Below are 26981 nucleotides of genomic sequence, written 5' to 3'. Positions count from 1 at the left end.
CGCGAGCACAAGAAGCTCGCTCTGCGCCAAGCCGCATGACCAGCATCATGGCCGCCCCATTTTGCAGAACTTGACGCACACAACCATCGCCAGCATCCGCCGATGCCCGCCCGGCGCCAGGCAAAGCTGCGTCCCATCAGACGGTGTCGCCAGCGCGCCGTCCTTGAAATTGCTCAGCAGCCATTGGCCTTCGCGGGTGACGAAGATGGGAACGGCGTCGTATTTCGCCGGGTCCAGCGCGGCTATGACATTGGTTGCCGAAAGCAGCGACACCTCATGCTCGGCGGAGCGCCCGCCGAACAGCAAGCCGACACGAAGTCTCTTCGCAGCCATCGACAACTCCACCAAGGATCAGGGTCGGAGCTCGCATGCGAAACACAAGGCGCGCCCTAAAGTGGTCGAGCAATAGGCCAAGGATTGGAGTGGATTTTGACCAGTTCGAGCAGTTTTTCAGCACGACCTGCAAAAGCAGTTCTCCGCCTGGAGTCCTTCAGGTGGGAGAGCGGTTCGTCGTTTTGGTGAACGATGAACCGCTCCAGGTCTATGTCTAGCGCAGCGCTGCGGCGATGTTGCCACCGTCGACCGTCGTCACATCGGCGGTGGTGCGTTCGGCCAATGCTTGGTGCAGGAAGGCCTGCGCCACGTCTTCTGCCGTCACCTCCTGTCCGAGCAGATTGCCCGACATGTATTCCTTCTCCGACACGCCGCGCGCGCCGGAACGGCTGGCGATCATGGCGTCGGTCAACAGGCCGGAGCGGATGCGGTCGGCGTTGACCGCATTGGAGCGGATGCCGTGCGCGCCGTAGTCGAGCGCATATTGCCGGGACAGGAATAGCGTCGCCGCCTTCGGCACACCATAGGCGCCGAATTTCGGACCCGGGTTGACCGCCTGCTTGGAGGTGTTGAACAACAACACACCGCCGGTGCCCTGTTCCAGCATGATGCGCACCGCGTTCTGCGCCGCCGACTGGTGGGCGAAGAAGTTGAGCTCGAAACTCTTGCGCAGCAGGGCATCGTCGAGCTCGCCGATGCGGCCTTCCCAGGCGGCACCGGCGTTGGAGACCAGAATGTCGACGCCGCCATAGACAGCGACAGCTTTGTCGAAGGCGGCGCGCAGCTCGGCCGGGTTGGTGATGTCGGCGCCGACGCCGATCGAATTGTTGCCGGCTGCCTTTGCCGCCTCGGCCGCCCTGGCCACATCGAGATCGACGACGACGGCATGCGCGCCATTGGCGGCGAACAGTTTTGCCGTCGCAGCACCGATCGCGCCGGCGCCGCCAGTGATCAGCACCACCTGGCCGGTCAGCGGCTTCGGCTTGTTGGAGGCGAGCTTGGCCTGCTCAAGCGACCAGTACTCCAGCGGGAAGAGATCGGCCTTCGATAGAGGATGGAAACTGCCGACGGCCTCGGCGCCGCGCACCGCCTCGATCCACATCTCGCCGACATCAGATGCGATCTTCGCATCCTTCAGCGTGCGGCCATGGCCGAACATGCCGAGGCCCGGCACCAGCGTCAGCCGTGGCATCGGGTCGAGCATGGTGCGCTCGACGTCGTCCAGCGCGTCATTGGTTTCGAAATAGGCGCGGTAGTCGTTGGCGAAGGCGTCGACATGGCTCTTGATGACGGCCTTGTAGTCGCCGGCCTTGTCGGCGTCTGGCGCCGGAACCGCCATCGGTCCGGTCTTGATGCGGATCGACAGATCGGGCGTCGACACGCCGCGTCCGGCATAGTCTGCAATGCCGGCCGAGTTGATGAAATCGACGATGGCGTCCGAAGTGCGGAAATCGCTGATCATGCGGTCGAAGCGGCCTTCGCCACGCGCCACCGCGACCGCGCCACGCAGCATCGGCGCGATCGCTGCCGGCGTTGCGAGCTTGGCCGGCAGTGCGGCTTTCGCTGTCTTCGGCTTGCCGTTCTTCGCCACATAGTCTTCGGCCACGTTCACATAATGGATCATGCGGTCATAGGCCTGCTTCGCATCGTCGCCGAAGGTGAAGATGCCATGCTTGTCGAGGATCAGGCCTTCGACGCTGGGGTCGGCGTCGTAGACATCGGCGGCCACCTTGGCGAGGTCGAAGCCCGGCTTGATGTAGGGCACGTACCCCATCTTGTCGCCGAACACGGTCTTGATCAGCGGCTTGCTGTCCGGCTGGTCGACGATGGCGAGGATCGCGGTCGAATGCGTGTGGTCGACGAATTTATGCGGCAGGAAGGCGTGCAGCAGCGTCTCGACCGATGGATTGGGGGAGGCGGGGTCGATGAGGTTCGCCCGCTGCAGCGCCACCATGTCCTCGTCGGCGAGGCTGGCCAGCGCACGCGCCTTCAGCAGCGCGCCGAGCTTGACCGCCGGCAGGCCTTGCGGCTCGATCACACCCATGTCCCAGCCGCTGCCCTTGACGCACAGCACGTCCCATTCGTCGCCGACGAGGTCTATGGCCTTGGTCTTGCAGGAAGTGTTGCCGCCGCCATGCAGCACCAGCCGCGGCTCGCCGCCGAGCAGCCGGGTGGTGTAGACGCGCAACGCGAGGTCGCGGGCCACGCCCTTTTTCGCATAATCGCCCACCAGTCTTTCCGCGTCGTCGTCATTCCAAAGGTTCTTCATGTCGCTATGTCCGCTTTGCTGTCTTTGATGTTGCTGTGAACAGGAGTGCCGCGACGCCTTGATGACAATGCGCCGCTGCAAGGATTTCGTTTGTCAGGAAGCCTTTTTTGCCCCCGCGCTGGCTCCGGCATATTCGAGCAGCCGCCGCGCCATGCCGGCGCCGACGACCAGATGCGTGCAGAGTCCGCCGGCGAGTGCTGCGAGCAGCGGTTCGAACTTGCTGTCTTCCTGGACCACCATCAGCCGCTTTTCGATCTGGCGCAGTGACGACAGCGAGGCCGAGATGACGCGGCGGTTGTAGCTGCAGTCGAGCGCCTTGCCGGTGGCATCGATGATCTGGCCGGCAACGACTCCGGCGGCGCCCGCTTCGCGCAACAGCCCCATCTCGCCGGGGCTGAGCGCGCCGCATTTGACGACATGGCTGTCGCCATCGACCGTGCCGACCGAATAGAGCGCCAGATCGCAGTTGGCAATATCGGCCAGTTGTTCGCGGATCACCGGTTCGGCGCGCAGCCCATGCGCCAGCAATTCCGTCGTCAGCACCAGCGGCGCGTAGAAATTGAGGCCCTTGGCGTTGAGCCGCCGGGCGATCTCCATCGTGCACTGGTCGGGACGGTAGGAGTAGGGCGCGCCGAGATTGCCGCAGAGCTGCACAACGGTGACGTCCTGCAGGTCGGCATAGGACATGACGTCGGCGATAGTGTAGACGGTGCGGCCCCAGGCGACGCCGATCCGGTCGCCCTTCTTGACCAGTTCGAGAAAGACGCCCGCCGCCAGCACCGCAACGTCCGTCGAAGGGTCGACGACATAGGCATTCTCCGGCGCGATCCACACCGCATCAAGCTTGAGCGCGTCCTCGAGCTGGCGCGCAAGCACGTCGTCGGTGAACAGCTGCGTCGAGGTCGAGATGTTGACGATGCCGGTCTCGCGCGCCTTGCGCAAATACATGGCGACCGAGGCGCGGGAAATGTTAAGCTGGCTGGCGACCTGGTCCTGGCGCAGACCATGGGCATAATAGAGCCATGCGGCCTTGTGGATAAGCTGTTCTGCCGGTCGGATCGCCATGCCGTCTCCTCGGCTGACATTATTCACGGCTCTCGACAAAAGTCAAACTGGCGTGGGTACACGATACCTCTTTGCCCATCGAGTCTGGACGATCATTGCGCCAAATGTGCCCGGTCGGGAATCGCCGATGGTGACGTGGCGGGAACCTGTGGTTAGAAGTTCTCAACAATGAAAATTCGGGGAGCACGGGATGGGCAGTCCTTACGAGCAGGATCTCGGCAAGAACGCCGCCAACCATCAGCCGCTGACGCCGCTCACTTATCTGGAGCGGGCGGCAAGCACCTATCCCGATCATGTCGCCATCATCCATGGCAGCCAGCGCATCACCTATCGCACCTTCTGGCGGCGCTCGCTGAAGCTGGCCTCGGTGCTGTCGAAGCGCGGCATCGGCAAGGGTGATACGGTGACCGTCATGCTGTCCAACACGCCCCCCATGCTGGAGGCGCATTTCGGCGTGCCGATGGCCAAAGCGGTGCTGCATTCGCTCAACACAAGGCTCGATGCCGCCGTCATCGCGTTCCAGCTCGACCATGCCGAGACCAAGGTGCTCATCGTCGACCGCGAATTTTCCGCTGTCGTCAAACAGGCACTGGCACTGGCCAAGGTGAAGCCGCTGGTCATCGACTATGACGATCCCGACTATGCCGCCGATGCACCCTATCCCAAGGGCGAGCGCATCGGCGCGATCGACTATGAGGCGTTCGTCGCCGGCGGTGACCAGGGCTACGCCTGGTCGATGCCCGACGACGAATGGGACGCCATCTCGCTCAACTACACCTCCGGCACGACAGGCAATCCGAAGGGCGTCGTCTACCACCATCGCGGCGCTGCCCTGATGGCTTACACCAACACCATCCATGCCGGCATGGCCAAGCACGCCGTCTATGTGTGGACGCTGCCGATGTTCCACTGCAATGGTTGGTGCTTCCCATGGACAATGGCCGTCCAGGCCGGCACCCATGTCTGCCTGCGCTGGGTGCGGCCGAAGCCGATCTATGATGCCATCGCCGACCACGGCGTGACGCATCTGTGCGGTGCGCCGGTCGTCATGTCGGTGCTGATCAACGCCAGGGACGAGGACAAGCGGACGTTTCCCCAGACGGTGACCTTCAATACGGCGGCAGCACCTCCGCCGGAAGCGGTGCTGTCGGGCATGGCCGATGCCGGCTTTGCCGTCACCCATCTCTACGGGCTGACCGAGACCTATGGCCCGGCGGTCGTCAACGAATGGCACGGCGCCTGGGACGATCTAGACAAGGGATCGAAGGCGCAGAAGAAGGCAAGGCAGGGCGTGCGCTATGCCGCACTCGAAGGCCTGACCGTGATGGACCCGGAGACGATGCAGAAGACGCCGGCCGACGGCGAGACGATCGGTGAGGTCATGTTTCGCGGCAACATCGTCATGAAGGGCTATCTGAAGAACAGGAAGGCGACCGAAGAGGCCTTTGCCGGCGGCTGGTTCCACTCCGGCGACCTCGGCGTCATGCATCCCGACGGCTACATCCAGCTCAAGGACCGCTCCAAGGACATCATCATCTCCGGCGGCGAGAACATTTCATCGATCGAGGTCGAGGAGGCCCTCTACAAACACCCGTCCGTGGCGTCCTGCGGCGTCGTCGCCAAGGCAGACGACAAATGGGGCGAGGTGCCGGTCGCCTATGTCGAGCTGAAGCCCGGCAAGGTGGCAAGCGAGGCCGAGATCATCGAACACTGCCGCGCGCTGCTCGCCCGCTTCAAGGTGCCGAAGGCGGTGATTTTTGCCGAGATCCCGAAGACATCGACGGGGAAGATCCAGAAGTTTCAGCTGCGGGAAATGGCGAAGGGATCTTAGTTCCAGAGCGCAACGGCACGCAAGGTCGAGTTCGCGCACACCCTCTGTCACCATCTGTCACCAAATTATACGCGTACGTCGAATTCGCATTGACACTTCCCTCTTTTCGATTTACGACTGACGAAAGTTTAAATTCGTCACTCATAAATCGACAGAGAGCCATGTCCGAAGCCGCCAGCATAATGGCCGACTCCACCCGCCAGGAGAATGTCACCCGCATTCTCGACTGTGCCGAACGCCTGTTCCGGCACTATGGTTACGGCAAGACCAATGTCGCCGACATCGCCCGCGAACTCGGCATGTCGCCGGCCAACATCTACCGTTTCTTCGCCTCCAAGGTCGAAATCCACCAGGCCGTCTGCGGCCGCATGCTCCTCGCCAGCTACAACATGGCCTACGAGATTTCCCGGTTGCCGATCAGCGCCGAGGAGCGGCTGCGCCGCTACGTGCATGCGCAGTACAAGATGACGCTGGAAGTCATGCTCGACGACCAGAAGGTCCACGAAATGGTCATCGTCGCGCTCGAGCGCGACTGGGGCGTCATCGACAAGCATATCGACAGCATTCACGACCTGTTTGCCGAGGTCATCCGCGAGGGCATCGAGGCCGGCGAGTTTGCCGACCAGGATCCGGTCATCGCATCGCGCTGCTTCGGCGCCGCCACCGTCATTCTGTGCCACCCGCAAATGGTGGCGCAGTGCCTTGCCAAGACCAATCGGGCGATGCCCGACGATCTCATCGATTACGCGATCAAGGCTCTGAAGTAATAGCCGCCGCCCGCCGGGCGCCGGCGTCGACCGTTCATCTCCAGTCGGGAGTACGAAAGTGTCTTTGTCCAGTTCCATCATCCGCAAGCTGCCGGTCGCCGGCCTGATCGTCGCCACGCTCGGGCTCGCCGCCTGCAGCCAGGAGAAGACCGAGGTCCAGGACATCATCCGTCCGGTCAAGGTGGTCGAGATCGGCCAGGCCGAAAAGAGTCGCGAACTCACCTATTCCGGCTCGGTGCGAGCCCGTACCGAAATGAACCTCGGCTTTCGCATCTCGGGCAAGGTCACTGAGCGTCTGGTCGACATCGGCCAGCATGTGACGACAGGCGATGTGCTAGCCCGTATCGATCCCACGGACTATGAGTTGTCGGTCAAGAGCGCCAAGGCCAGCCTCGACGCCGCCGAGCGGCAGGTCGAGACGGTCGATCTGTCCCGCAAGCGCGCCGAACAGCTTTTTGCCAAGAACTTCACCTCCAAGTCGCAGCTCGAACAGGCGACGCTGAGCTACAACCAGGCGGTAGCGACGCGCGATGCCGCCCGCTCAACCCTTGCCCAGGCGCAGAACCAGGTCGTCTACACCGATCTCAAGGCGAGCGAGAACGGCATCGTCACGGCGGTCTCGGCCGATGTCGGCCAGGTGGTCGGCGCCGGAACGCCTGTGATGACCGTTGCCGTCGACGGCGAAAAGGAAGTGCTGATCGCGGTTCCCGAAATGGACATCGCCGCCTTCAAGCCGGGAAAGGACGTCAAGGCCAGCTTCTGGTCCGATGACGCGCTGGCGCTCTCCGGCAAAGTGCGTGAAGTCGCCGGCAGCGCCGACCAGCAGTCGCGCACCTTTGCCGTCCGCGTCTCGCTGCCCGACGACCCGCGCGTGCTGCTCGGCATGACCGCCAACATCGAGGCCTCGGTGGCCAAGAAGCAGGAGATGGTGTCGATCCCGCTCAGCGCGCTTGCGGAAAAGGATGGTCGCAAGATTGTCTGGACCGTCGACCGCGCCGGCGAGACGGTGCACGAGCGCCTGGTCAAGGTTGCGGAGTTCACCGCCGACGGCGTCAGCGTCGCCGACGGGCTCAAGCCGGGGGATGTCGTCGTTGCCGCCGGCACCCAGTTCATGACCGAGAATCTCAAGGTCAAGCTGACCGGCGATGCGGTCCAGGCCGCCTCTGCGGAAGGCGATGCCGCAAAGGCCCTGCGCTGACCGCAGGCATGAAGCCGGCTTGATCGTCGCTCCGGCGAAAGGGCTGGGCAAGCGAATTCAGGGTTTCCGGGCGGCGAGCGCCCGATGGTCGAGACGCCAAGATCGAGTTCCCCCGCATCGATCCGCGCGTCCCACCGCGATGAGTGTCTCTCCGCTCGGAAAGCCTCGCCGCCCGGAAGCCAGCATCGGAATATCCTAGCTGCATGCAAAGCGCATGCGCGCACGATCAACGAATTGGACTGACGCCGATGACCACCACCGACAGCACTGAAAAGCAGCCTTTCAATCTTTCGCGCTGGGCCATCGGCCATCCCTCGATCGCGCGCTTCCTGTTCGGTCTGATCATCATTGCCGGCGCGCTCGGCCTGATGCGCATGGGCCAGAAAGAAGACCCCGATTTCACCTTCCGCGTCATGGTCGTCCAGGCGATCTGGCCTGGCTCCTCGATCCAGGAGATGGAAGACCAGGTCGTCAACAAGATCGAGCGCAAGCTGCAAGAAACGCCGCACCTCGACTTCGTCCGTTCCTACACCCGCGCCGGCAGCGCCATCATCACCGTCCAGATCAAGGGCGACACCAATGCAGAGGAGGTGAAGGACGCCTTCTACCAGGTGCGCAAGAAGGTCGGCGACATCTCCGGCGACCTGCCGCAAGGCCTGCTCGGGCCCTATTTCAACGATGAGTTCGGCGACACCTTCATCACCCTGCACTCGATCGGCGGCGACGGCTACAGCTATCCGGAGCTGAAGAAATTCGCCACCCAGGCTCGCGACATGCTGCTGACGACGCCGGGCGTCGAGAAGGCCGTCATCATCGGCGACCAGCCGGAGAAGCTTTATATCGACGTCTCGTCCAAGGCCCTGGCCGAACGCGGCCTGACGCTGACCGACCTGCAGAACGCCATCAAGGGCCAGAACAATGTCGATCCGGCGGGCTCCGTCGACACCGGCCTGCGCTCGGTGCGCATCTCGGTCGAGGGCGATGTCACCAGAGCTGCCGACATCAGGGAATTGCGCCTGCGCGCCGGTGGTCAGGTGACACGTCTTGGCGATATTGCCACCGTGAGTTCCGGTCTCGAAGATCCCTATCAGCGCAAGTACCGCTTCAACGGCCACGAAAGCGTCCAGGTCGGCGTCGTCATGGCCAAGGGTTTCAACGTCAGGGACGTCGGCACGGATGTCGAGGCGACCTACAAGCGCTTCGAGGAAGCGCTGCCCTACGGCGTTGCGGTCGACCAGATCTCCAACCAGCCCGAGGTTGTCAAGGACGCCGTCAACGAGTTCATGGAGGCGCTCGGCGAGGCGCTGCTGATCGTGCTTGCTGTCTCGCTGCTGTCGATCGGCTGGCGTTCCGGCCTGGTCATCGCCATTGCCATTCCGCTGGTGCTGGCCGCCACCTTCGCCATCATGTACGAGCTCGGCATCGATCTGCAGCGCATTTCGCTCGGCGCCCTGATCATCGCGCTCGGGCTGTTGGTCGACGACGCCATGATCGTCGTCGAGATGATGGAGCGCAAGTTGGAAGAGGGGCTGGTCAAGATCGATGCGGCGAGCTTCGCCTATTCCTCGACCGCCTTCCCGATGCTGAGCGGCACGCTGATTACCATCGCCGGCTTTATCCCGGTCGGCTTCGCCGCCTCGACCGCAGGCGAATATGTGCGCACGCTGTTCTATGTCGTCGGCATCGCGCTCGTCGTGTCGTGGTTCGTCGCCGTCTATTTCACGCCGTGGCTGGGCTACATGATCCTCAAGCAGCGCAAGCATGCCGGCAACCATCATGACGCCTTCGACACCGGCTTCTACCGGCGGCTGCGCGCCACGGTCGGCTGGGCGGTGCGCCACCGCATCATCGTTCTGGTGATGACGCTGGTCACCTTCGCCACCAGCCTGTGGGCGTTCCAGTTCATCCCACAAAACTTCTTCCCGCAATCCTCGCGGCCGGAAATCCTCGTCGATCTCTGGTTGCCTGAGGGAACCTCGATCAAGGAAGTCGAGACGCAGGCCAAGGCGCTGGAAGCCCGGATGATGGACGACAAGGACAAGCGCTTCATCGCCACCTATATCGGCGAAGGCGCGCCGCGCTTCTTCCTGCCGCTCGACCAGCAATTGCGCAATCCGAACTATGCGCAGCTTCTGGTGATGGCCAATGACGAGCCGGCACGCGAGCGGCTGATCCTCAAGCTGCGCTCAATCCTGGCGCAGGATTTCCCCTCGATCCGTTCCAAGGTCGACCGTCTGTTCCTCGGCCCGCCGACCGGCTGGCCGGTGCAGATGCGCATCATGGGTCCGGACCGCCAGGAGGTGCGCCGCATCGCCGACCAGGTGAAGGCGAAATTCGCCGAAAATCCGCTGCTCGGCGCCGTCCATGACGACTGGCTGGAGCCGGTACCGGCGATGAAGCTGATCATCGACCAGGACCGCGCCCGTGCTCTTGGCGTCACCTCGCAACGCATCCGCCAGATGCTGCAGGCAGCGATGTCCGGCGCGCCGCTCGATGACTTCCGTGATGGCGAGGAGACGGTTTCCATCGTCGCCCGCGAACCGGACGCCAGCCGCAGCCTGCTGTCCTCGGTCGACTCGGTCTATATCCCGACCGATTTCGGCGGCTTCGTGCCGCTGTCGCAGGTGGCCAAGGTGGTGCCGGTGCTCGAGCAGGGCGTCGAATGGCGGCGCGACCGCCTGCCGACCATCTCGGTGCGCGCCACGCTGCCGGATGGCGTGCAGTCGAACGACGTTGTCACCAAGCTCTACAATGACATGCAGGGCATGCGCGCCGGCCTGGCGCCCGGCTACAAGATCGAGATCCAGGGCGGTGCGGAAGATTCCGCCGAAAGCCAGGCCTCGATTGCCGCCAAGGCGCCGATCATGCTGGCCGTCATCGTCGTGCTCCTGATGATCCAGCTGCAGCATTTCGGCAAGGCGATGCTCGTGCTGGCCACCGGTCCGCTCGGCATCATCGGTGCGGCGGCGGCTCTGTTGATCAGCGGCGCGCCGTTCGGCTTCGTCGCCATCCTCGGTGTCATCGCGCTGCTCGGAATCATCATGCGCAACTCGATCATCCTGGTCGACCAGATCGATCAGGACATCGCCAGGGGGATGGACCGATCGGAGGCCATCATCGGCTCGGCCGTGCGCCGTTTCCGGCCGATCGTGCTGACGGCGATGACGGCGGTGCTGGCGCTGATCCCGATCTCGCGTGCGGTGTTCTGGGGACCGCTCGCCTACGCCATGATGGGCGGCATCCTCGTCGCCACCGTACTCACCATCCTGGTGCTGCCGGCAGGCTACGCGCTGTTCTTCGGCCGCGAGCCGAAGAAAGGCAGGAAGCCGGCTGATGAGGCGGTGCAGGACAATGACAGGCCGCCACTCGCGCTGGCCGCCGAGTAGGCGCTGCCGGCGCACAGGATGCACCTTGGAAAAGGCTGGAACGCCGTACGCTTGACGTGCGGCGTTCTGGCTTTCTCCTTGCCGGTGGCACCGAGCACCCAGGCAAGTATCTCAACACCAGGCGGGTTCATCAAAATAGGTTGAACGGCCACCTGTATGAAAATGCTTCGCGGCGCCGGTTTTGCAAAACAGAATTCCTTTCCAGGACGGCAAAGCCGTCCGATCCTGCTTACATATCGGAGCGGCAACGCTCATTCGCATCAGGTGATCATCCCATGGCAGACAACAAGCAATTGCGGCTCGGCGCCTTCATGCGTCCGGTCAGTCTTCACACCGGGGCCTGGCGCTATCCCGGCTCATATCCCGATGCCAACTTCAACTTCGCCCATCTGAAGCGCTTCGCGCAGACGCTTGAGGCGGCGAAGTTCGACGCCTTCTTCATGGCCGACCATCTGGCCGTTCTCAACATGCCGATCGAGGCGCTACGGCGCAGCCACACGGTGACCTCGTTCGAGCCGTTCACGCTGCTGTCGGCGCTCGCCGCCGTCACTGATCATATCGGCCTTGTCGCCACCGCATCGACAACCTTCGACGCGCCCTATCACATTGCCCGCCGCTTCGCCTCGCTCGACCATATCAGCGGCGGCCGCGCCGGCTGGAACATCGTCACCACATCCAATCCCGACGCCGCGCTGAACTTCGGCCTCGACGAGCATGTCGAGCACGACGAGCGCTATCACAATGCGCGGGAATTCTACGATGTGGTGACCGGCCTCTGGGACAGCTTTGCCGACGACGCCTTCATCCGCGACCCCGAGAGCGGGCTCTATTTCGATCCCGCGAGGCTGCATGTGCTCGACCATAAGGGTGAGCATCTCTCGGTGCGCGGCCCGCTCAACATTGCGCGCCCCGTGCAGGGCTGGCCGGTCATCGTCCAGGCCGGCGCGTCTGAGGCCGGGCGGCAGCTGGCAGCCGAAACGGCGGAGGTGATCTTCGCCGCCCACTCCGATCTCGCAGCCGGACAGCGCTTCTTCGCCGATGTCAAAGGCAGGGCCGAGAACCTTGGCCGTTCGCGCGACGACATCAAGATCCTGCCCGGCGCCTTCGTCATCGTCGGCGACAGTGTCGAGGAAGCACAGGCCAAACGCGCCAAGCTCGACAGCCTGGTCTATTACGAGAGCGGCATTGCCTCGCTATCGATCGCGCTGGGGCACGACGCATCCGGCTTTGATCCCGACGCGCCCTTGCCCGAAATCCCCGAGACCAATGCCTCCAAGAGCGGCCGTGAGCGCGTCATCGAACTGGCGCGCCGAGAGACTTTGACCGTCCGCCAGCTGGCGCAGCGGCTCGGCGGCTATTCCGGCCTTGCTTTCGTCGGCACGCCGAAAACCATCGCCGATTCGATGGAGGAATGGCTGTTTGCCGAAGGGTCAGACGGCTTCAACGTCATGTTCCCCTATCTGCCAGCCGGGCTCGACGACTTCGCCGAGAAGGTGGTGCCCGAGCTGCAGCGGCGAAAGCTCTTCCGGCGCGAGTATGAGGGCACCACCTTGCGCGAGAATCTCGGCCTGAAGCGTCCGCCGAACCGGTTCTTCGAAGGCTCCGAAGCGGTCATCCGCAAGGCCGGCTGACGTCTGCCACAAAAAGAAACGGGCGCGCCGAAGCGCGCCCATTCTTTTCAAGCCATCACTTTCAGATGACGAAGTACCAGTTGGCGAGCAGCATCACCACCAGGCCGGCGACCAGCGTCAGGTAGGGCAGCATGCCTGCCTTTTTGACCGAGAGGTCTGCGCCCGCCATGCCGAGGTCGGCCAGCATGTGGTCGGGGAACTTGCCCTTGTCTTGGACGTAGTGCCGGTAGCAGAACACCGGGATGATCAAGGCGGCTGTGATCAGGCCGGCCCACAGCGCCATCGGGTTCCACACCTTGGCGCCGGCGCCCATGAAGATGGCGTTTACATAGGCGAAGATGGCGCCGAGGCCGAGCAGCCAGCTCGGCGCCTTCCAAGGCCGGTTGATGTGGCCGTTGTCGATGCGGTGGATCCAGCCGGCATTGAGGTTGAGGAAGTTGAAGATGATGTAGCCGCAGTTCGACACGGCGAGGATGAAGAAGAAGCTCGTCGCGTCGGCCGAGGCGATGGCCAGCACGATCAGGTTGAAGACGAGATCGGTCCACATGGCGCGCGTCGGCGCGCCATGCTCGTTGACGTGGCTGAGATAGCGCGGCAGCCAGCCATCGACCGAGCCCTGGTAGAGCGTGCGCGACGAGCCGGCCATTGCCGTCATGATGCACAGCACCAGCGCCAGGATCATCAGCATCACCAAGAGGCTGTGGATCAATGCGCCACCCCCGACCATGCCGGCCAGTGCATCGGCGACACCCGAGCCGTCGACGATCGGCGTCGCCAGCATGCCGTTGAGGCCCAGCACGCCCTGGAAGGTGAAGGGCACCAGGATGAACAGAAGCATGCAGAGCAGGCCGGAATAGAAAATCGCCTTGAACGTGTCGGTGCCCGGGTTCTTGAACTCCGATGTGTAGCAGACGGCGGTCTCAAAACCATAGGTCGACCATGCGGCGATGAACATGCCGCCCAGCACCAGCGTCCAGCCGGCAATGTTCCACGAGCCGGGCTCCGGCGCGTAAGCCGCCGCCAGCGGCACCAGCGGCGAAAAGTTCGCCCAGTTGATCTGGCCGGTGACGATCGGCACGACACCGACGATCAGCATCGGGATGATGACCAGGAGGCCGATATACTTCTGCACATTGGCGGTGCCGAGAATGCCGCGATGCTGGATCGAGAAGATGATCAGCATCAGCACCGCGCCGATGAAGAAAGTGGCATTGAGGGTGAAGGAGACAGGACCCAGCGTGTGGCTGAACAGCGTCCAGTTGCGGATCGCCGGCGTGGCCGCCGCGGTCACCGCGGCGATGGCGTCGGCAGGCACCGTTCCGGCATGCGCCGCGATATAGGCGACGACGTCCGGCGACGCCTCGGTGAACAGCGGCACCGGCGCCAGCGCGTTGAGAATATAGGCGGCGGCGATCGAGCAGCCCAGCGACAGCACCGGCGACCAGGCGAACCAGTTGCACCACACCGACAGCGGCGCGATGAACTTGGAATAACGCAGCCAGGCGGTGGCGCCGTAGATCGAGGCGCCGCCCGACTTGTTCGGGAACAGGCCGGCGATCTCGGCATAGGTGAAGGATTGCAGGAAGCCCATGATCATGGAAGCGATCCAGATCCCGAAGGCCAGCGTTCCCGTCGTTCCGGCAATGCCGCCGATCGAAAACAGGACAAGGGCAGGAACGCCGCTCGCCACCCAGAAGGCGCCGCGCCAGTCGATGTTGCGGAGCAGCTTGCCTTCAGCGGGCTGCTCCAGGGCAGTGGTAATCGTGCTCATCTGTCTGAATTCCCCATTTTGTGTTCCCGGCCGGTGATGCCTCGGCTTCGCGAAGCTTGTTCCCCGGTACATGACCGCACGACTCCAGTGTTTCCACTCAGTCGTATTTTTTTCTTAACAGTGAAGATTGATCCGGCGCGCTTTCACGTCAAGTGATTTGTGGCGTCGTGCACATCACGGTTGCGAAACGCTCGCTTTGTCCTTCTCCCCTTGCGGGGTGAGAAGCGGTCCGCGGTAGCGGACGGAAAGCCAATTGCTTTCGAGCTTCGAACGCCCTGAGCCTGCGAAGGGCCGGGGGTGCAACCCTCAGGATCGCGGCCTGGTCTTTTGCGGATCGTAGTGAGCGAAGGCCACCACCCGCGCCGGCAGCCGCTTGGCATGACCGTCGAGCTTGCCGATCTCCACCTCTGTGCCGATTGCCGCGTGGGTGACGTCAAGCCTCGCCAGAGCGATGTTTTTGTTCAGCACCGGCGAGCGCATGCCCGAGGTGACGACACCGATCTGGGCGCGGCCGATATGGACACAGTCGCCATGGCCGACCGCGACATTGCTGTCGATGTCGAGGCCGACGAGCTTGTGCTGCGGATGTTCCTTGCGCCTTATCAGCGCCTCGCGGCCTATGAAATCGTCGGTCTTGGTCTTCAACGGCACGGTGAAACCAATGCCCGCCTCGAACGGGTCGGTCTGGTCGGAGAATTCGTAACCGGCGAAGATCAGCCCGGCTTCGATGCGCACCATGTCGAGTGCCTGCAGGCCCATCGGCTTCAGCCCGTGCGGCTGGCCGGCCTCCCAGATGGCATCGAACACTTTTTCGGCGTCGCGTGGGTGGCACCAGATTTCGTAGCCGAGCTCGCCGGTATAACCGGTGCGCGACACCACGACCGGAATGCCATTGCCGCCGCCGATGCGCGCGACAGCGAAGCGGAACCATTCGAGTTCGTCGATCGACGGTTGCAGCGGCGAGGTCCAGACCACCTCTCGCAAAATGTCACGGCTCTTCGGCCCTTGGACAGCGACATTGTGCATCTGGTCGGTGGACGAGCGCACCAGCACGTTGAGGCCAAGCTTCTTTGCCGTCCCGCGCAGCCATTCGCCGGACAGGTCATCGCCGCCGACCCAGCGGAAATTGTCCTTGCCGAGCCGCAGCAGCGTGCCGTCGTCGATCATGCCGCCATGCTCGTAGCACATGGCGGAATAGACGACCTGGCCGACGCCGAGCTTCTTGACGTCGCGGGTCAGCGTGTATTGCAGCAGCGCTTCGGAATCGGGACCGGTGACCTCGAACTTGCGCAGCGGCGACAGGTCCATGATCACCGCGTCCTGCCGGCAGGCCCAGTACTCGGCGATCGGCCCCTCTTTGGCGAAAGAATTGGCCAGCCAATAACCCCGGTATTCCACGAAGTTGCGGGTGTGCTTGGCGAAGCTTGAATGGAAGGCGGTCTCGCGGGTCATTTTCGGTTCCGAATCGGGCGTCATGCGTCTGGCGATCGCTCGCGAGAATTTGTGCTGGCCGGAATAGGTTCGCACATGGATGTCGGTCGGGTTCCAGCCATTGGCCGGTGTCGTGTCGTCGGGACAGGCGGAGGAGACGCAGACAATGTCGGTGAGCGCCCTGAGCAGCACATAGTCACCTGCCCGCGACCACGGCTCGTCCGACACCATCACGCCATGGGCGTCGATCGCCGTGTTGAAGAAGAAGTTGATCGCCATCCAGCCGGCGCGGGGCGTCACGCCCTTGTCGGCCAGCGCGCGATTGAAGTTCTCCGAGCAGTTGGTGTGGCCGGGATAGCCGATGTCATCGTAATATTTGGCGGCACACGCCAGCGCGAATGCGTCGTGCCGGCCGCATGTGTCCTGGATAACCTCGACCAGCGGCTCCATGTCCTGGTCGTAATATTTCGAATGCAGGCCCGGCATCGGGTAGCTCGACCCCATCAGCGTGCGCGTGGTCGTTACGTCGAGCGGATGGTCCAGCCCCTTGTCCAGCTTGCGCGCCGAGAAGCACTGGAAATCGGTGCACTGGCGGCCGTCAACATCGATGATCTGCAGGTAGTCGCCCGCCTTGACGAAATAGGATTCGGCTGTCGCCGAATGGACGCGCAGATCGAGCACCGGATCGGCAAGCGGATCGGCCAGCTGCGACTTTGTCTTCAGGCGCACGGTGGCGCGGCGCACCATGACGGTGAGCGGCGTTGCCGTATCATGGCTGTCGACGAGCATCGGCCCGCCGGGTGCGGCAATCAGCATCGCGCCGTCGCGCCTGACCGTGAATGCCTGCTCGGTGCCGGCAGGCGTTGCGCCGCCGAACACACGCACCGCCTTGGGCTCGTCGAGCTGCACCTGGCGGCGCTCAAGGCCACGACGGACGGAAGCCAGGCTGTCATCGCCCTCGGCCAGAAGCGCCTTGATCCCGGCGGCATTGCTGTTGGACTTTTCGCCGAGGATGGAAGGATCGGTGGCGCCGGTCCTGTCCCAGGCCAGCAACTCGCAAGCCTGCCCGCCCTCGACATTGCGCACGGTGAACGTATCGCCGGCCTCGACCTCGATCAGCACCGCGCCATTCCCCAGGATAGTATGGCGCTCCATGCCCGGCGGCAGCGCGATCTGGCCGGGCCTCAGGATGAGGCTCGGCCGCGGCGGCCCGGCTGTCACTGAAGGGTAGGGCGACTGGCTCATCTCAGCCTTGCGGTTACAGAAACAAGTTTGCCTGTGTGTAAAATTATTTTAGCAGCAAGAATAGCAGCGCGGTTGGGTTTGGCAAGGTGGAGGTGGCGTTCTCGACGCGGTCGCTGCAGGTTAGACCCTTCCAATCAAACCCATCTTCCGAACGCCAGCGCCGCCCCTCATCTGGCTGCCGCCATCTTCTCCCCGTAAACGGGCGAAGCTGTCGTCGCCGGCTTCGCCAATCGCCAACGTTGCAGGATGAGCGCCGAGGCTGCGGCCAGCTTCTTTCTCCCCGTCACTATACGGGGAGAAATGCCCGGCAGGGCGATGAGGGGCGGCGCCAACATCTGAAACTATCGAGCTAAAGCTCCTCGGAATGCCCGATAGCCACACCATACTCCGCAGCCGAATCCAACATCGTGTGCCACAGACTTTCGGCAAACGTCGCAAACACCAGGAGGTTGAACACCGCCTGCCCATCCGCCTTGTCACCACCACGCCAGAGCGTGACGCTGGTGTGATCCATCGAGGTCGCGGCAGCAGCGCCAACCGGAAACGCATCGGGATGCAAATCAATCGACGACAGTTTCGCCAGCATGGCGCGCGCCTTGGGGCCGCAGATGCTGATCAGCACGCGTGCATGCGATTGGTCGGATAGCGAAGCGGAAGATGCAAAGGTCTGAGCGAGCACCTCAGTCCTGCCACCCTTCGACAGGACAAAAAACTGATCCGGTCCCGACCAGATCAGCGTCGCATCCGCGGTGCCAACCGCCTTCGGCGTTTCCGGAGCCGCGACGCCGAAACGAGCGTTCGCGGCCTCGGCCAAATCACCCGCCTTGCCGCGCCGTGCCATCACCTGGACGAGGTCGAAATTGCGGATCTCGGTCAGCGACACACCGGCATCGCCTTGCACGCCGTAAGCGCCAGGAGCGAGCGCGCGCTCGAGCGGGCTACGAACATCCCAGGAAAAATCAGCCACGCTGGCGCCCTCCATCGGGATCGTAGAAGACAGGATTGCAGAGCTCGACATCATAGTCTTCACCGCGCAGCGGATCATGCGCGTGGACGATCTCGCCGATGCGTTTGCGGCCGCGCTCGACAAGGCCGAGACCGATCCACTGGTCGAGCGTCGGCGAGAAGCAGACCGAGGTGACGTAGCCCTGGTCGTTATCAGGCCCGGGCGTCTGGCCCTTCGGGATGATGTGCGCGCCGGAGCGCAGGCGGCGCGCCTTGTCGATCGGCTTGATGCCGACCACGACCTGCCGGTCCGGCGCCACCAGCGCCTCGCGGCCGGCCATGACGCGACCGATGAAATCCTTCTTGGTCGACATCATCTTGCCGAGACCGAGATCGGCGGCGGTCGTCGTGCCGCTCAGTTCCGGTCCGGCGACATGGCCCTTTTCAACGCGCATGACGCCGAGGGCTTCTGTGCCATACGGCGTCACGCCCAACGGTTTTCCCGCCAGCATCAAATTGCGTGCCATCGCTTCACCGTAACGCGCCGGCACCGAAATCTCGAACGCCATCTCGCCGGAGAAGGAGATGCGGAACAGCCGCGCCTTGATGCCGCCGCGCAAAGCGACTTCGCGCACGCCCATGAATGGAAAACCTTCGTTCGAAAGGTCCTCGGCAGGGTCGACGATTTCCTTCAACAGGTCTCGCGTCCTTGGCCCGGCAATCGAGAATTGCGCCCACTGGTCGGAGACCGAGGTCAGTTGCACGTCGAGTTCGGGGAATAGCACCTGCCGGCAGAATTCGAGATGCTGCATCACCAGCCCGGCCTTCGCCGTGGTCGTGGTGAGGAAATAATGGTCCTCGGCCAGCCGCGAGGTCGTGCCGTCATCATAGACGAGGCCGTCCTCGCGCAGCATCAGCCCGTAGCGGGCTTTTCCCACGGCAAGGTTTGAGAAGGTGTTGATGTAGACGCGGTCGAGGAAGGCGCCGGCATCGGGGCCGTGCACATCGATCTTGCCCAGCGTCGAGACATCGCAGAAGCCGACGCCCGAGCGCACCGCCTTGACCTCGCGGGTGACCGATTCCAGCCAGTCCTTCTCGCCCGCGCGCGGATACCATTGCGCGCGCTTCCACAGGCCGGTGTCGACAAAGATCGCGCCTTGTTCGGCCGCCCAGTGATGCGACGGCGTCAGCCGCGTCGCATGGAAATTTTCGTCGCGATGGTGGCCGGCAAAGGCGCCGATGGCGACCGGCACGTAAGGCGGGCGATAGATGGTCGTGCCGGTCTCGGGAATGGATTTGCCCGACACCGCCGCCATGATGGCGAGGCCGGCGACATTGGACGTCTTGCCCTGGTCGGTCGCCATGCCGAGCGTGGTGTAGCGCTTCAGATGCTCGACCGATTCAAAACCCTCGCGCTGCGCCAGCTCGATGTCGGACGCGGTGACGTCATGCTGCTGGTCTACAAAGGCCTTGCCTTTGCCGGCGACGTGCCAGAGCGGGGTCAGTGAGAAGGACTCGTCGCCGGCAACAGCTGCAGAGCCCGGATTGCCATTGCGTCCCGCGTCCCGCGCCGCTGCGGCGCCGGCCTCGAAACCTGCGCGCAGGCAGGCGCCTAGCCCGAAGTCGCCGTTAGCCGCACCTGCGGCGACCATACCGGGCGGCGCGCCGTCCGGCACGAAGGCGGCGATGTCGTCTCGCCATTTCGGCCGGCCGCGATGGTAAGAGGTGAGCCCGACCGCCGGATTCCAGCCGCCGGAAACGGCAAGCCCGTCGGCCTCGACCTCGGCGCGCGCGCCGCCGGTCAGCGACACCGCTATTTTTCTTACGCCGTCCTTGCCGCCGTCGACGCCGCTGACCGAACCATGCAGCACGGTGAAGCCGTTCCTGGAAGCGAGAGAACGATGGGCAGGCGAGACGTCAGGCCGCGCGTCGACCACCGCCGCGATCTGCAGCCCGGCGCCGAGTGCCGTCTCGACCGTGCGCCAGCCATCCTCATTGTTGGTGAACAGCGCGAGGCGCTTTGCCGGTGTGGCGGCATAGCGCGCGACATAGGTGCGCATCGCCGAAGCCATCATCACGCCGGGCGTGTCGTTGCCGGCGAACACGATCGGCCGCTCGATCGCGCCGGCAGCAACGACGCAGCGTTTGGCCACGATGCGCCACAGGCGCTGGCGCACCTGATGCTCGGGCGGCACCGGCAGATGATCGTTGACCCGCTCGATCGCGCCATAGGTACCGCCGTCATAGACGCCGAACAGGGTCGTGCGGGTCATGATGCTGACATCCGGCATCGAGCTGAGCTCGGCCAGTGTGCGCGACAGCCACTCCGCGGCCGGCAGACCGTCGATCGTGCCGCCATCCGACAATAGACGGCCGCCGGGCGCAAAATCTTCTTCGCACAGGATGACGCGCGCACCGCTGCGGCCTGCAGCGAGTGCGGCGGCGAGACCGGCCGGACCGGAGCCGGCGATCACCACATCGCAATGCGCCCAGGCCTTGTCGTAGTGATCCGGATCGGGGGTGACCGCCGCGCGACCCAGACCCGCGGCGCGTCGGATCGCCGGCTCGTAGACCATTTCCCAGAATTTTGCCGGCCACATGAAGGTCTTGTAGTAGAAGCCGGCGACGAAGATCGGCGAGAACAGCTGGTTCACCGACATCACATCGTGGCGCAGCGACGGCCAGCGGTTCTGGCTGGCCGCTTCGAGGCCTTCATAGAGTTCGGCCGTCGTGGCCTTGGTGTTGGCCTCGCGCCGTGCGCCGGTGCGCAGTTCGACCAGCGCGTTGGGTTCTTCCGAGCCCGCAGTCAGAATGCCGCGCGGACGATGGTATTTGAACGAGCGGCCGACCAGCTTGACGCCATTGGCGACCAGCGCCGACGCCAGCGTGTCGCCCTGGAAGCCGGAAAATGTCGTGCCGTCGAAGCGGAAGGTGAGGGGGGTGGAACGGTCGATGAGACCGCCGGATGAGAGACGATGAGAGGTCACGATGTCCAGCCTCTGATCCATATGGTGTCATGGCGAAGGATGGCGCCGCCCCTTACCCTCCCCCTTGTGGGGAGGGTCGCTGCGCAGCAGCGGGGTGGGGGTGCGGCACCGACCCCCACCCGGACCTGCGGTCCTACCTCCCCACAAGGGGGAGGTAGGGGGCTGGCGCTTTTCGCGACGGCTGTGGTCTCGACAGAATAGCTCATGTCTCCACCTGGCTCGCACCAGCCCCCGCCGCCGGTTCCACCGCGGAGATCTCGTGCGTCAGCGTGTTGCGGGTGACCTTCAGCCAGGCCCGGCAGCCACCGCCGTGATACCAGTTCTCTGCCATCACGCCGGCGATGTTGTCGCGCAGATAGACGTAGTCGTAGACAGCATCCTCGCCGGCACCCGCCGCCGGCCGCGCCGGCTTGGCGTCGCCGAGATAGCTGAACTCGCCGAGTTCGCGTTCGCCGCAGAAGGGACAGACAATACGCATCTCGCCAGCCTCAGTGCAGGTTCGGTTGGGCGCCCTGGCCCTTTTCGTCGATCATGGCGCCAGTCCGGAAGCGGTCGAGCCGAAACAGCGCCGCCTCCTTGTGCGTTTCGTCACGCGCCAGAAGATGGGCAAAGACGAAGCCGGAACCGGGCGTCGCCTTGAAGCCGCCATAACACCAGCCGGCGTTGAGGTAGAGCCCCTCGACCGGCGTCTTGTCGATGATCGGCGAGCCATCCATCGACATGTCCATGATGCCGCCCCACTGGCGCAGAAGCCGCACGCGGCCGATCATCGGGATCAGCGCCATGCCGCCTTCGCAGACATCTTCCATGACAGGCAGATTGCCGCGCTGGGCGTAGGAATTATAGCCGTCGATGTCGCCGCCGAAGACCAGCCCGCCCTTGTCGGACTGGCTGACATAGAAATGCCCGGCGCCGAAGGTCATGACGCCAGGAATGAGCGGCTTGATCGCCTCCGAGACGAAAGCCTGCAGCACATGGCTTTCGATCGGCAGGCGCATGCCCGCCATCGCTGCGACACGCGACGATGACCCGGCGACTGCCATGCCGACCTTGCCGGCGCCGATCTTGCCGCGCGACGTCTCGACGCCAGTCACCTTGCCGTTGCCGTCCCGGACAAAGCCGGTGACCTCGCAGTTCTGGATGATGTCGACGCCGAGTTCGCTCGCCGCATGGGCATAGCCCCAGACCACCGCGTCATGCCGCGCGGTGCCGCCGCGGCGCTGCAGGAGGCCGCCCTGCACGGGAAAGCGCGCATGGTCGAAATTCAGGAACGGCAGCATCTTCTTCAGCGCCGCCTGGTCGAGCAGTTCGGCATCGATGCCATTGATGCGCATGGTGTTGCCGCGCCGCGCATAAGCGTCGCGCTGCGCATCGGAATGATAGAGGTTGAGGACGCCGCGCTGGCTGACCATGGCGTTATAGTTGAGGTCCTGCTCCATCCGCTCCCAAAGCTTCATCGAAAGCTCGTAGAAGCCGGTATTGCCGGGCAGGCCGTAATTGGAACGGATGATGGTGGTGTTGCGGCCGGCATTGCCGGAGCCGATCCAGCCCTTTTCCAGCACGGCGACGTTTCTGATGCCGAACTCGCTGGCGAGGAACCAGGCGGTGGCGAGCCCATGGCCGCCGCCGCCGATGATCACAACATCGTAGTGGTCCTTGGGCGCCGCATCGCGCCAGGTGCGCTGCCAGTTCTTGTGGCCGGAAAGGGCAGCACGGGCGAGCGAGAAGATCGAATATTTCATCAGGTCATTCCGAGGTCGCTCGCACAGCTGGGACGATTATATGTCCAACGTGTGGTCGCGCTCCCATTGCGTGAAGTGCGAAGCATAGGAATTCCATTCCTGGTGCTTCAGCTTTAGATAAGCCGACGAGAATTCCTCACCCAGCGCCGCCTTGAGCGATTTGTCCTTGTCGTATTCGCGAAGCGCGTCGAGCAGGTTGAGCGGCAGCTTCGGCGCGCCCTTCACAGTGTGACCGTTCTGGTACATGTCGATGTCGTAGCGCTTGCCGGGATCGGCCTTGGAGCGGATGCCGTCGAGACCGGCGGCAATGATGACGGCCTGCAGCAGATAAGGGTTTGAGGCGCCGTCCGGCAACCGCAGCTCGAAGCGGCCGGGGCCGGGCACGCGCACCATGTGGGTGCGGTTGTTTCCGGTCCAGGTCACCGTGTTCGGCGCCCAGGTGGCGCCCGAAATGGTGCGCGGCGCGTTGATGCGTTTGTAGGAGTTCACCGTCGGGTTGGTGATGGCGGCCAGCGCCGAGGCATGTTTCATGATGCCGCCAAGGAAATTCTTGCCCTTGGCCGACAGGCCGAGCTCCATCGCATTGTCGGCAAAGACGTTGACCTTGCCGGCCTTGTCCCACACCGAAATATGGGCGTGGCAGCCATTGCCGGTCAGGCCCTGGAAGGGCTTAGGCATGAAGGTCGCGCGCAGGCCGTGCTTTTCCGCCACCGACTTGACCATGAACTTGAAGAACGAGTGCTTGTCGGCGGTCGCCAGCACATCGTCGAAGGCCCAGTTCATCTCGAACTGGCCGTTGGCGTCCTCATGGTCGTTCTGGTAGGGGCTCCAGCCCAGCGCCAACATGTGGTCGCAAATCTCGGCGATGACATCGTAGCGGCGCATCACCGCTTGCTGGTCGTAGCAGGGTTTTGAAGCCGTGTCGTATTTGTCGGAGATGACGCTGCCGTCCGGCGAGATCAGGAAGAACTCTGCCTCGACGCCAGTCTTGACATGCATGCCGTCATTGGCGGCTTCCGCGATCAGCCGGCGCAGCGTGTTGCGCGGCGCCTGCTCGACTTCCTTGTCGTCCATGATGCAGTTGGCGGCGACCCAGGCGACATCGGGCTTCCACGGCAGCTGGATCACCGAATCCGGATCCGGCACCGCCAGCATATCAGGATGCGCCGGCGTGAGGTCGAGCCAAGTGGCGAAACCGGCGAAGCCGGCGCCGTCCTTCTGCATGTCGGCGATCGCCTGCGCCGGCACCAGCTTGGCGCGCTGGCCGCCGAACAGGTCGGTGTAGGAAATCATGAAATATTTGACGCCGTTCTCTTTGGCGAATGCGGCGAGATCGTTCCCCATTATAGTTCCTCGCTTATTTTGATGTGTTTTTTAGAAGCCGTTTTTCCCCGGTATCCAGTTGGTGCCGGCCAGCGGCACGCCAGCCATGGCGGCGGCTTCGATGGTGAGGGCTACGAGATCCTCGGGCTCGAGATTGTGCAGGCTGTTCTTGCCGCAGGCACGCGCAATGGTCTGCGCCTCCAGTGTCATCACCTTGAGGTAGTTCGCCAGCCGCCGTCCGGCGGCGATCGGATCGACCCGCTTCATCAGTTCGGGGTCCTGCGTGGTGATGCCCGCGGGGTCGCGACCCTCGTGCCAGTCGTCATAGGCGCCGGCGGTGGTGCCAAGCGCATTGTACTCCGCCTCCCAGCGCGGATCGTTGTCGCCGAGTGCGACCAGCGCTGCCGTGCCGATCGACACCGCGTCGACGCCGAGCGCCAGCGCCTTGGCGACGTCGGCGCCGTTGCGGATGCCTCCGGAGACGATCAGCTGCACCTTGCGGTGCATGCCGAGATCCTGCAGCGCCTGCACTGCCGGCCTGATGCAGGCAAGCGTCGGCTGGCCGACATTTTCGATGAACACTTCCTGCGTCGCCGCCGTGCCGCCCTGCATGCCGTCGACGACGACGACATCGGCGCCGGCCTTCACCGCAAGTGCAGTGTCATAATAGGGGCGGGCGCCACCGACCTTGACGTAGATCGGCTTTTCCCAGTCGGTGATCTCGCGCAGTTCGAGGATCTTGATCTCGAGATCGTCCGGCCCGGTCCAGTCGGGATGGCGCGAGGCCGAACGCTGGTCGATGCCTTTCGGCAGCGTGCGCATTTCGGCGACGCGGTCGGAAATCTTTTGTCCCAACAGCATGCCGCCACCGCCGGGCTTGGCGCCCTGGCCGACGACCACTTCGATGGCGTCGGCGCGGCGCAAATCCCTGGGGTTCATGCCGTAGCGCGACGGCAGATATTGATAGACCAGTTGCTTGGAATGGCCGCGCTCTTCCTCGGTCATGCCGCCGTCGCCGGTGGTGGTCGACGTGCCTGAGAGTGTGGCGCCACGGCCGAGCGCTTCCTTGGCCGGGCCGGACAGCGACCCGAAGCTCATGCCGGCAACGGTGATCGGGATTTTCAGCTCGATCGGCTTCTTGGCATAGCGCGAGCCCAGCACCACCGACGTGTCGCAGCGCTCGCGATAGCCTTCCAGTGGATAGCGCGAGATCGAGGCGCCGAGGAACAAGAGGTCGTCGAAATGCGGCAGCTTGCGCTTGGCGCCGGCGCCCCTGATGTCATAGATGCCGGTCGCAGCCGCACGGCGGATTTCGGAGAGTGTGTAGTCGTCGAAGGTCGCGGATTTGCGCGGCGTCGTCGGCGGGTTCTTGTAGGTCATGCTGCCTCAATACGCGTCGGCGTTGTCGATATTGAAATTATAGAGCGTGCGCGCCGAGCCGTAGCGCTTGAACTCCGACGGCTTGACGCCGGTCACGCCGGCGCGGTCGAGCAGGCCCTGCAGCAGTTCGATGTGCTCGGGCCGCATCTCCTTGGCGATGCAGTCGGCGCCGAGGCTCTCGACCTTGCCGCGCACGAACAGCCGCGCCTCGTAAATGGAATCGCCGAGCGCATCGCCGGCATCGCCCAACACCACCAGATTGCCGGACTGCGCCATGAAGGCCGACATGTGGCCGATATTTCCGTGCACGACGATGTCGATGCCTTTCATCGAGATGCCGCAGCGCGACGAGGCATTGCCTTCGATGACCAGCAGCCCGCCCTTGCCGGTGGCGCCGGCATACTGGCTGGCGTCGCCCTTGATGACGATCGAGCCCGACATCATGTTTTCGCCGACGCCAGGTCCGGCCGAGCCGTGCACGGTGATGGCAGCGCCGTCATTCATCCCGGCGCAGTAGTAGCCGACGCTGCCGCGCACATCGATGCTGACAGGCTGGTCGACGCCGACCGCAACCGAATGGCTGCCCTTCGGGTGCAGCACTTCCCACGCCGTTTCGTTGGAGCCGGGCGTCAGATTGTGAAGCGCCTGGTTGAGCTCGCGCAGCGACGACACATCAAGATCGAAGACCCGGGACGCCTGGTCTTGCGCCGCCTTCGAAAGTTTGGTTGCCGGCATGGGCTCAATGCTCCCAGAAATAGACGGTTGCGGGTTCCGGCTCCCAGACCCTCGCATTGTCTATGCCGGGCAGCTTGGTCAGCGCCCGATATTCCGAGCCAAAGGCGACATACTGGTCGGTCTCGGCCATGACGGCGGGCTTGCAGGCGATCGGATCGCGCACCACGCCGAAACCGTTCTTGGTGCCGACGACGAAGGTGAAGAAGCCGTCGAGGTCGGACAGCGTGCCTTCCAGCGCCTCGCCGAGGTTCTTGCCATGCGCCATCTGCGAGGAGAGATAGGCGGCGGCGACCTCGGTGTCGTTCTCGGTCTCGAATTTCATGCCCTCCCGCACCAGCTCACGCCGCACATTGTTGTGGTTGGACAGCGAGCCATTGTGCACCAGGCACTGGTCGGCGCCGGTCGAGAACGGATGCGCGCCCATAGTGGTGACGGCCGATTCCGTCGCCATGCGGGTATGGCCGATGCCATGCGTGCCGGTCATCGAGCGGACGTCGAAGCGGTCGACGACCGCTTCCGGCAGACCGACTTCCTTGTAGATTTCCACCGCTTCGCCGGCGCCCATGATGCGCACGTCGGGGCGGATTGACTGCAGCGCTTCGCGCGCGGCATCGACCTTGTCGGGCGCGGTTCTCAACACTGCATGGGTGGACTTCACCGCTATGCTCACCGGCGCGCCGATGGCCTTCGCGAGTTCGGCGTCGAGGCCGCGGAAATCGCGCTCGGGCTTCGCGGACTGGATGGTGATCTTGGCTTCATTCCTGGAAGGCGCGCCATAGATGGCAATGCCGGCGCTGTCGGGGCCGCGATCGCTGAGCGATATCAGCATCTGCGACAGCATCGAGCCGAGCTGCGGCTCAAGCGACTTGTCTTTCAGAAAAAGTCCGACGATTCCACACATGTCAGCCTCCCGGCGTTACCACTAGACGATGATGTATCGAA

At 63.8% G+C, this 26981-nt stretch carries 17 protein-coding genes and 1 pseudogene; 5 read left to right on the top strand and 13 right to left on the bottom strand.

Annotation, left to right across the window (positions count from 1 at the left end):
- Positions 1-84 precede the first annotated feature (84 nt).
- From NKI10_RS26995 to NKI10_RS26985, 3 genes and pseudogenes are all read right to left on the bottom strand, one after another.
- Positions 85-333 (bottom strand): annotated as a pseudogene (locus tag NKI10_RS26995) (D-alanine--D-alanine ligase A); the annotation flags it as partial.
- Between the two features lie 214 nt (positions 334-547).
- On the bottom strand, positions 548-2602 hold the full coding sequence (locus tag NKI10_RS26990; RefSeq protein ID WP_352862323.1) for a bifunctional aldolase/short-chain dehydrogenase: 2055 nt from the start codon (positions 2600-2602) through the stop codon (positions 548-550).
- Positions 2603-2695: 93 nt separating this feature from the next.
- Complete coding sequence (locus NKI10_RS26985; protein ID WP_023709943.1) at positions 2696-3667, bottom strand: sugar-binding transcriptional regulator; 972 nt, start codon at positions 3665-3667, stop codon at positions 2696-2698.
- 190 nt (positions 3668-3857) lie between these two features.
- On the opposite strand from NKI10_RS26985, the gene NKI10_RS26980 reads away from it, so the two are divergent.
- From NKI10_RS26980 to NKI10_RS26960, 5 genes are all read left to right on the top strand, one after another.
- Positions 3858-5498: an acyl-CoA synthetase gene (locus NKI10_RS26980; RefSeq protein ID WP_352862322.1), complete on the top strand. Its 1641-nt coding sequence runs from the start codon at positions 3858-3860 to the stop codon at positions 5496-5498.
- A gap of 161 nt (positions 5499-5659) precedes the next feature.
- Entirely contained in the window at positions 5660-6265 is a 606-nt protein-coding gene (locus tag NKI10_RS26975) for a TetR/AcrR family transcriptional regulator (RefSeq protein ID WP_023668564.1), read from the top strand.
- Positions 6266-6323: 58 nt separating this feature from the next.
- Positions 6324-7463 carry an efflux RND transporter periplasmic adaptor subunit gene (locus NKI10_RS26970; RefSeq protein WP_023692166.1) on the top strand — a complete coding sequence of 380 codons (1140 nt, stop codon included), beginning with the start codon at positions 6324-6326 and terminating at the stop codon, positions 7461-7463.
- A gap of 248 nt (positions 7464-7711) precedes the next feature.
- Positions 7712-10849 carry an efflux RND transporter permease subunit gene (locus NKI10_RS26965; protein WP_023729265.1) on the top strand — a complete coding sequence of 1046 codons (3138 nt, stop codon included), beginning with the start codon at positions 7712-7714 and terminating at the stop codon, positions 10847-10849.
- 275 nt (positions 10850-11124) lie between these two features.
- Positions 11125-12480: an LLM class flavin-dependent oxidoreductase gene (locus NKI10_RS26960; RefSeq protein WP_352803385.1), complete on the top strand. Its 1356-nt coding sequence runs from the start codon at positions 11125-11127 to the stop codon at positions 12478-12480.
- A gap of 61 nt (positions 12481-12541) precedes the next feature.
- On the opposite strand, the gene NKI10_RS26955 is transcribed toward NKI10_RS26960, so the two are convergent.
- From NKI10_RS26955 to NKI10_RS26910, 10 genes are all read right to left on the bottom strand, one after another.
- Positions 12542-14251 (bottom strand): trimethylamine N-oxide permease, encoded by a 1710-nt coding sequence (locus tag NKI10_RS26955; RefSeq protein WP_023668560.1) that lies wholly within the window; start codon positions 14249-14251, stop codon positions 12542-12544.
- Between the two features lie 306 nt (positions 14252-14557).
- Entirely contained in the window at positions 14558-16927 is a 2370-nt protein-coding gene (locus tag NKI10_RS26950) for a trimethylamine N-oxide demethylase (RefSeq protein WP_352803382.1), read from the bottom strand.
- A gap of 349 nt (positions 16928-17276) precedes the next feature.
- Positions 17277-17894, bottom strand: a complete 618-nt coding sequence (locus tag NKI10_RS26945; RefSeq protein ID WP_023823496.1) for a sarcosine oxidase subunit gamma — start codon at positions 17892-17894, stop codon at positions 17277-17279.
- Positions 17887-20880, bottom strand: a complete 2994-nt coding sequence (locus NKI10_RS26940) for a sarcosine oxidase subunit alpha (protein ID WP_352862321.1) — start codon at positions 20878-20880, stop codon at positions 17887-17889. Before NKI10_RS26940 ends, NKI10_RS26945 begins: the two co-directional genes overlap by 8 nt.
- A 181-nt stretch (positions 20881-21061) precedes the next feature.
- Positions 21062-21337 carry a sarcosine oxidase subunit delta gene (locus NKI10_RS26935; protein ID WP_023820983.1) on the bottom strand — a complete coding sequence of 92 codons (276 nt, stop codon included), beginning with the start codon at positions 21335-21337 and terminating at the stop codon, positions 21062-21064.
- A 10-nt stretch (positions 21338-21347) separates the two neighbouring features.
- A complete protein-coding gene (locus tag NKI10_RS26930; protein WP_023820984.1) occupies positions 21348-22601 on the bottom strand; it encodes a sarcosine oxidase subunit beta family protein in 1254 nt (417 codons plus the stop codon).
- Between the two features lie 36 nt (positions 22602-22637).
- Positions 22638-23945, bottom strand: coding sequence for a type III glutamate--ammonia ligase (gene glnT, locus NKI10_RS26925; RefSeq protein ID WP_352862320.1), 1308 nt, complete (start codon positions 23943-23945; stop codon positions 22638-22640).
- A 30-nt stretch (positions 23946-23975) separates the two neighbouring features.
- On the bottom strand, positions 23976-25304 hold the full coding sequence (locus tag NKI10_RS26920) for an FMN-binding glutamate synthase family protein (protein ID WP_023729272.1): 1329 nt from the start codon (positions 25302-25304) through the stop codon (positions 23976-23978).
- 6 nt (positions 25305-25310) lie between these two features.
- Positions 25311-26039: a GltB/FmdC/FwdC-like GXGXG domain-containing protein gene (locus NKI10_RS26915; RefSeq protein WP_023668551.1), complete on the bottom strand. Its 729-nt coding sequence runs from the start codon at positions 26037-26039 to the stop codon at positions 25311-25313.
- A gap of 4 nt (positions 26040-26043) precedes the next feature.
- Entirely contained in the window at positions 26044-26940 is an 897-nt protein-coding gene (locus NKI10_RS26910; RefSeq protein WP_023668550.1) for a class II glutamine amidotransferase, read from the bottom strand.
- Positions 26941-26981 lie beyond the last annotated feature (41 nt).

The organism is Mesorhizobium sp. M0802 (assembly GCF_040320115.1).
Taxonomy (GTDB): Bacteria; Pseudomonadota; Alphaproteobacteria; order Rhizobiales; family Rhizobiaceae; genus Mesorhizobium.
Note: the sequence above shows the minus strand (reverse complement) of the source record. Positions and strands in the feature narration are given on the sequence as shown.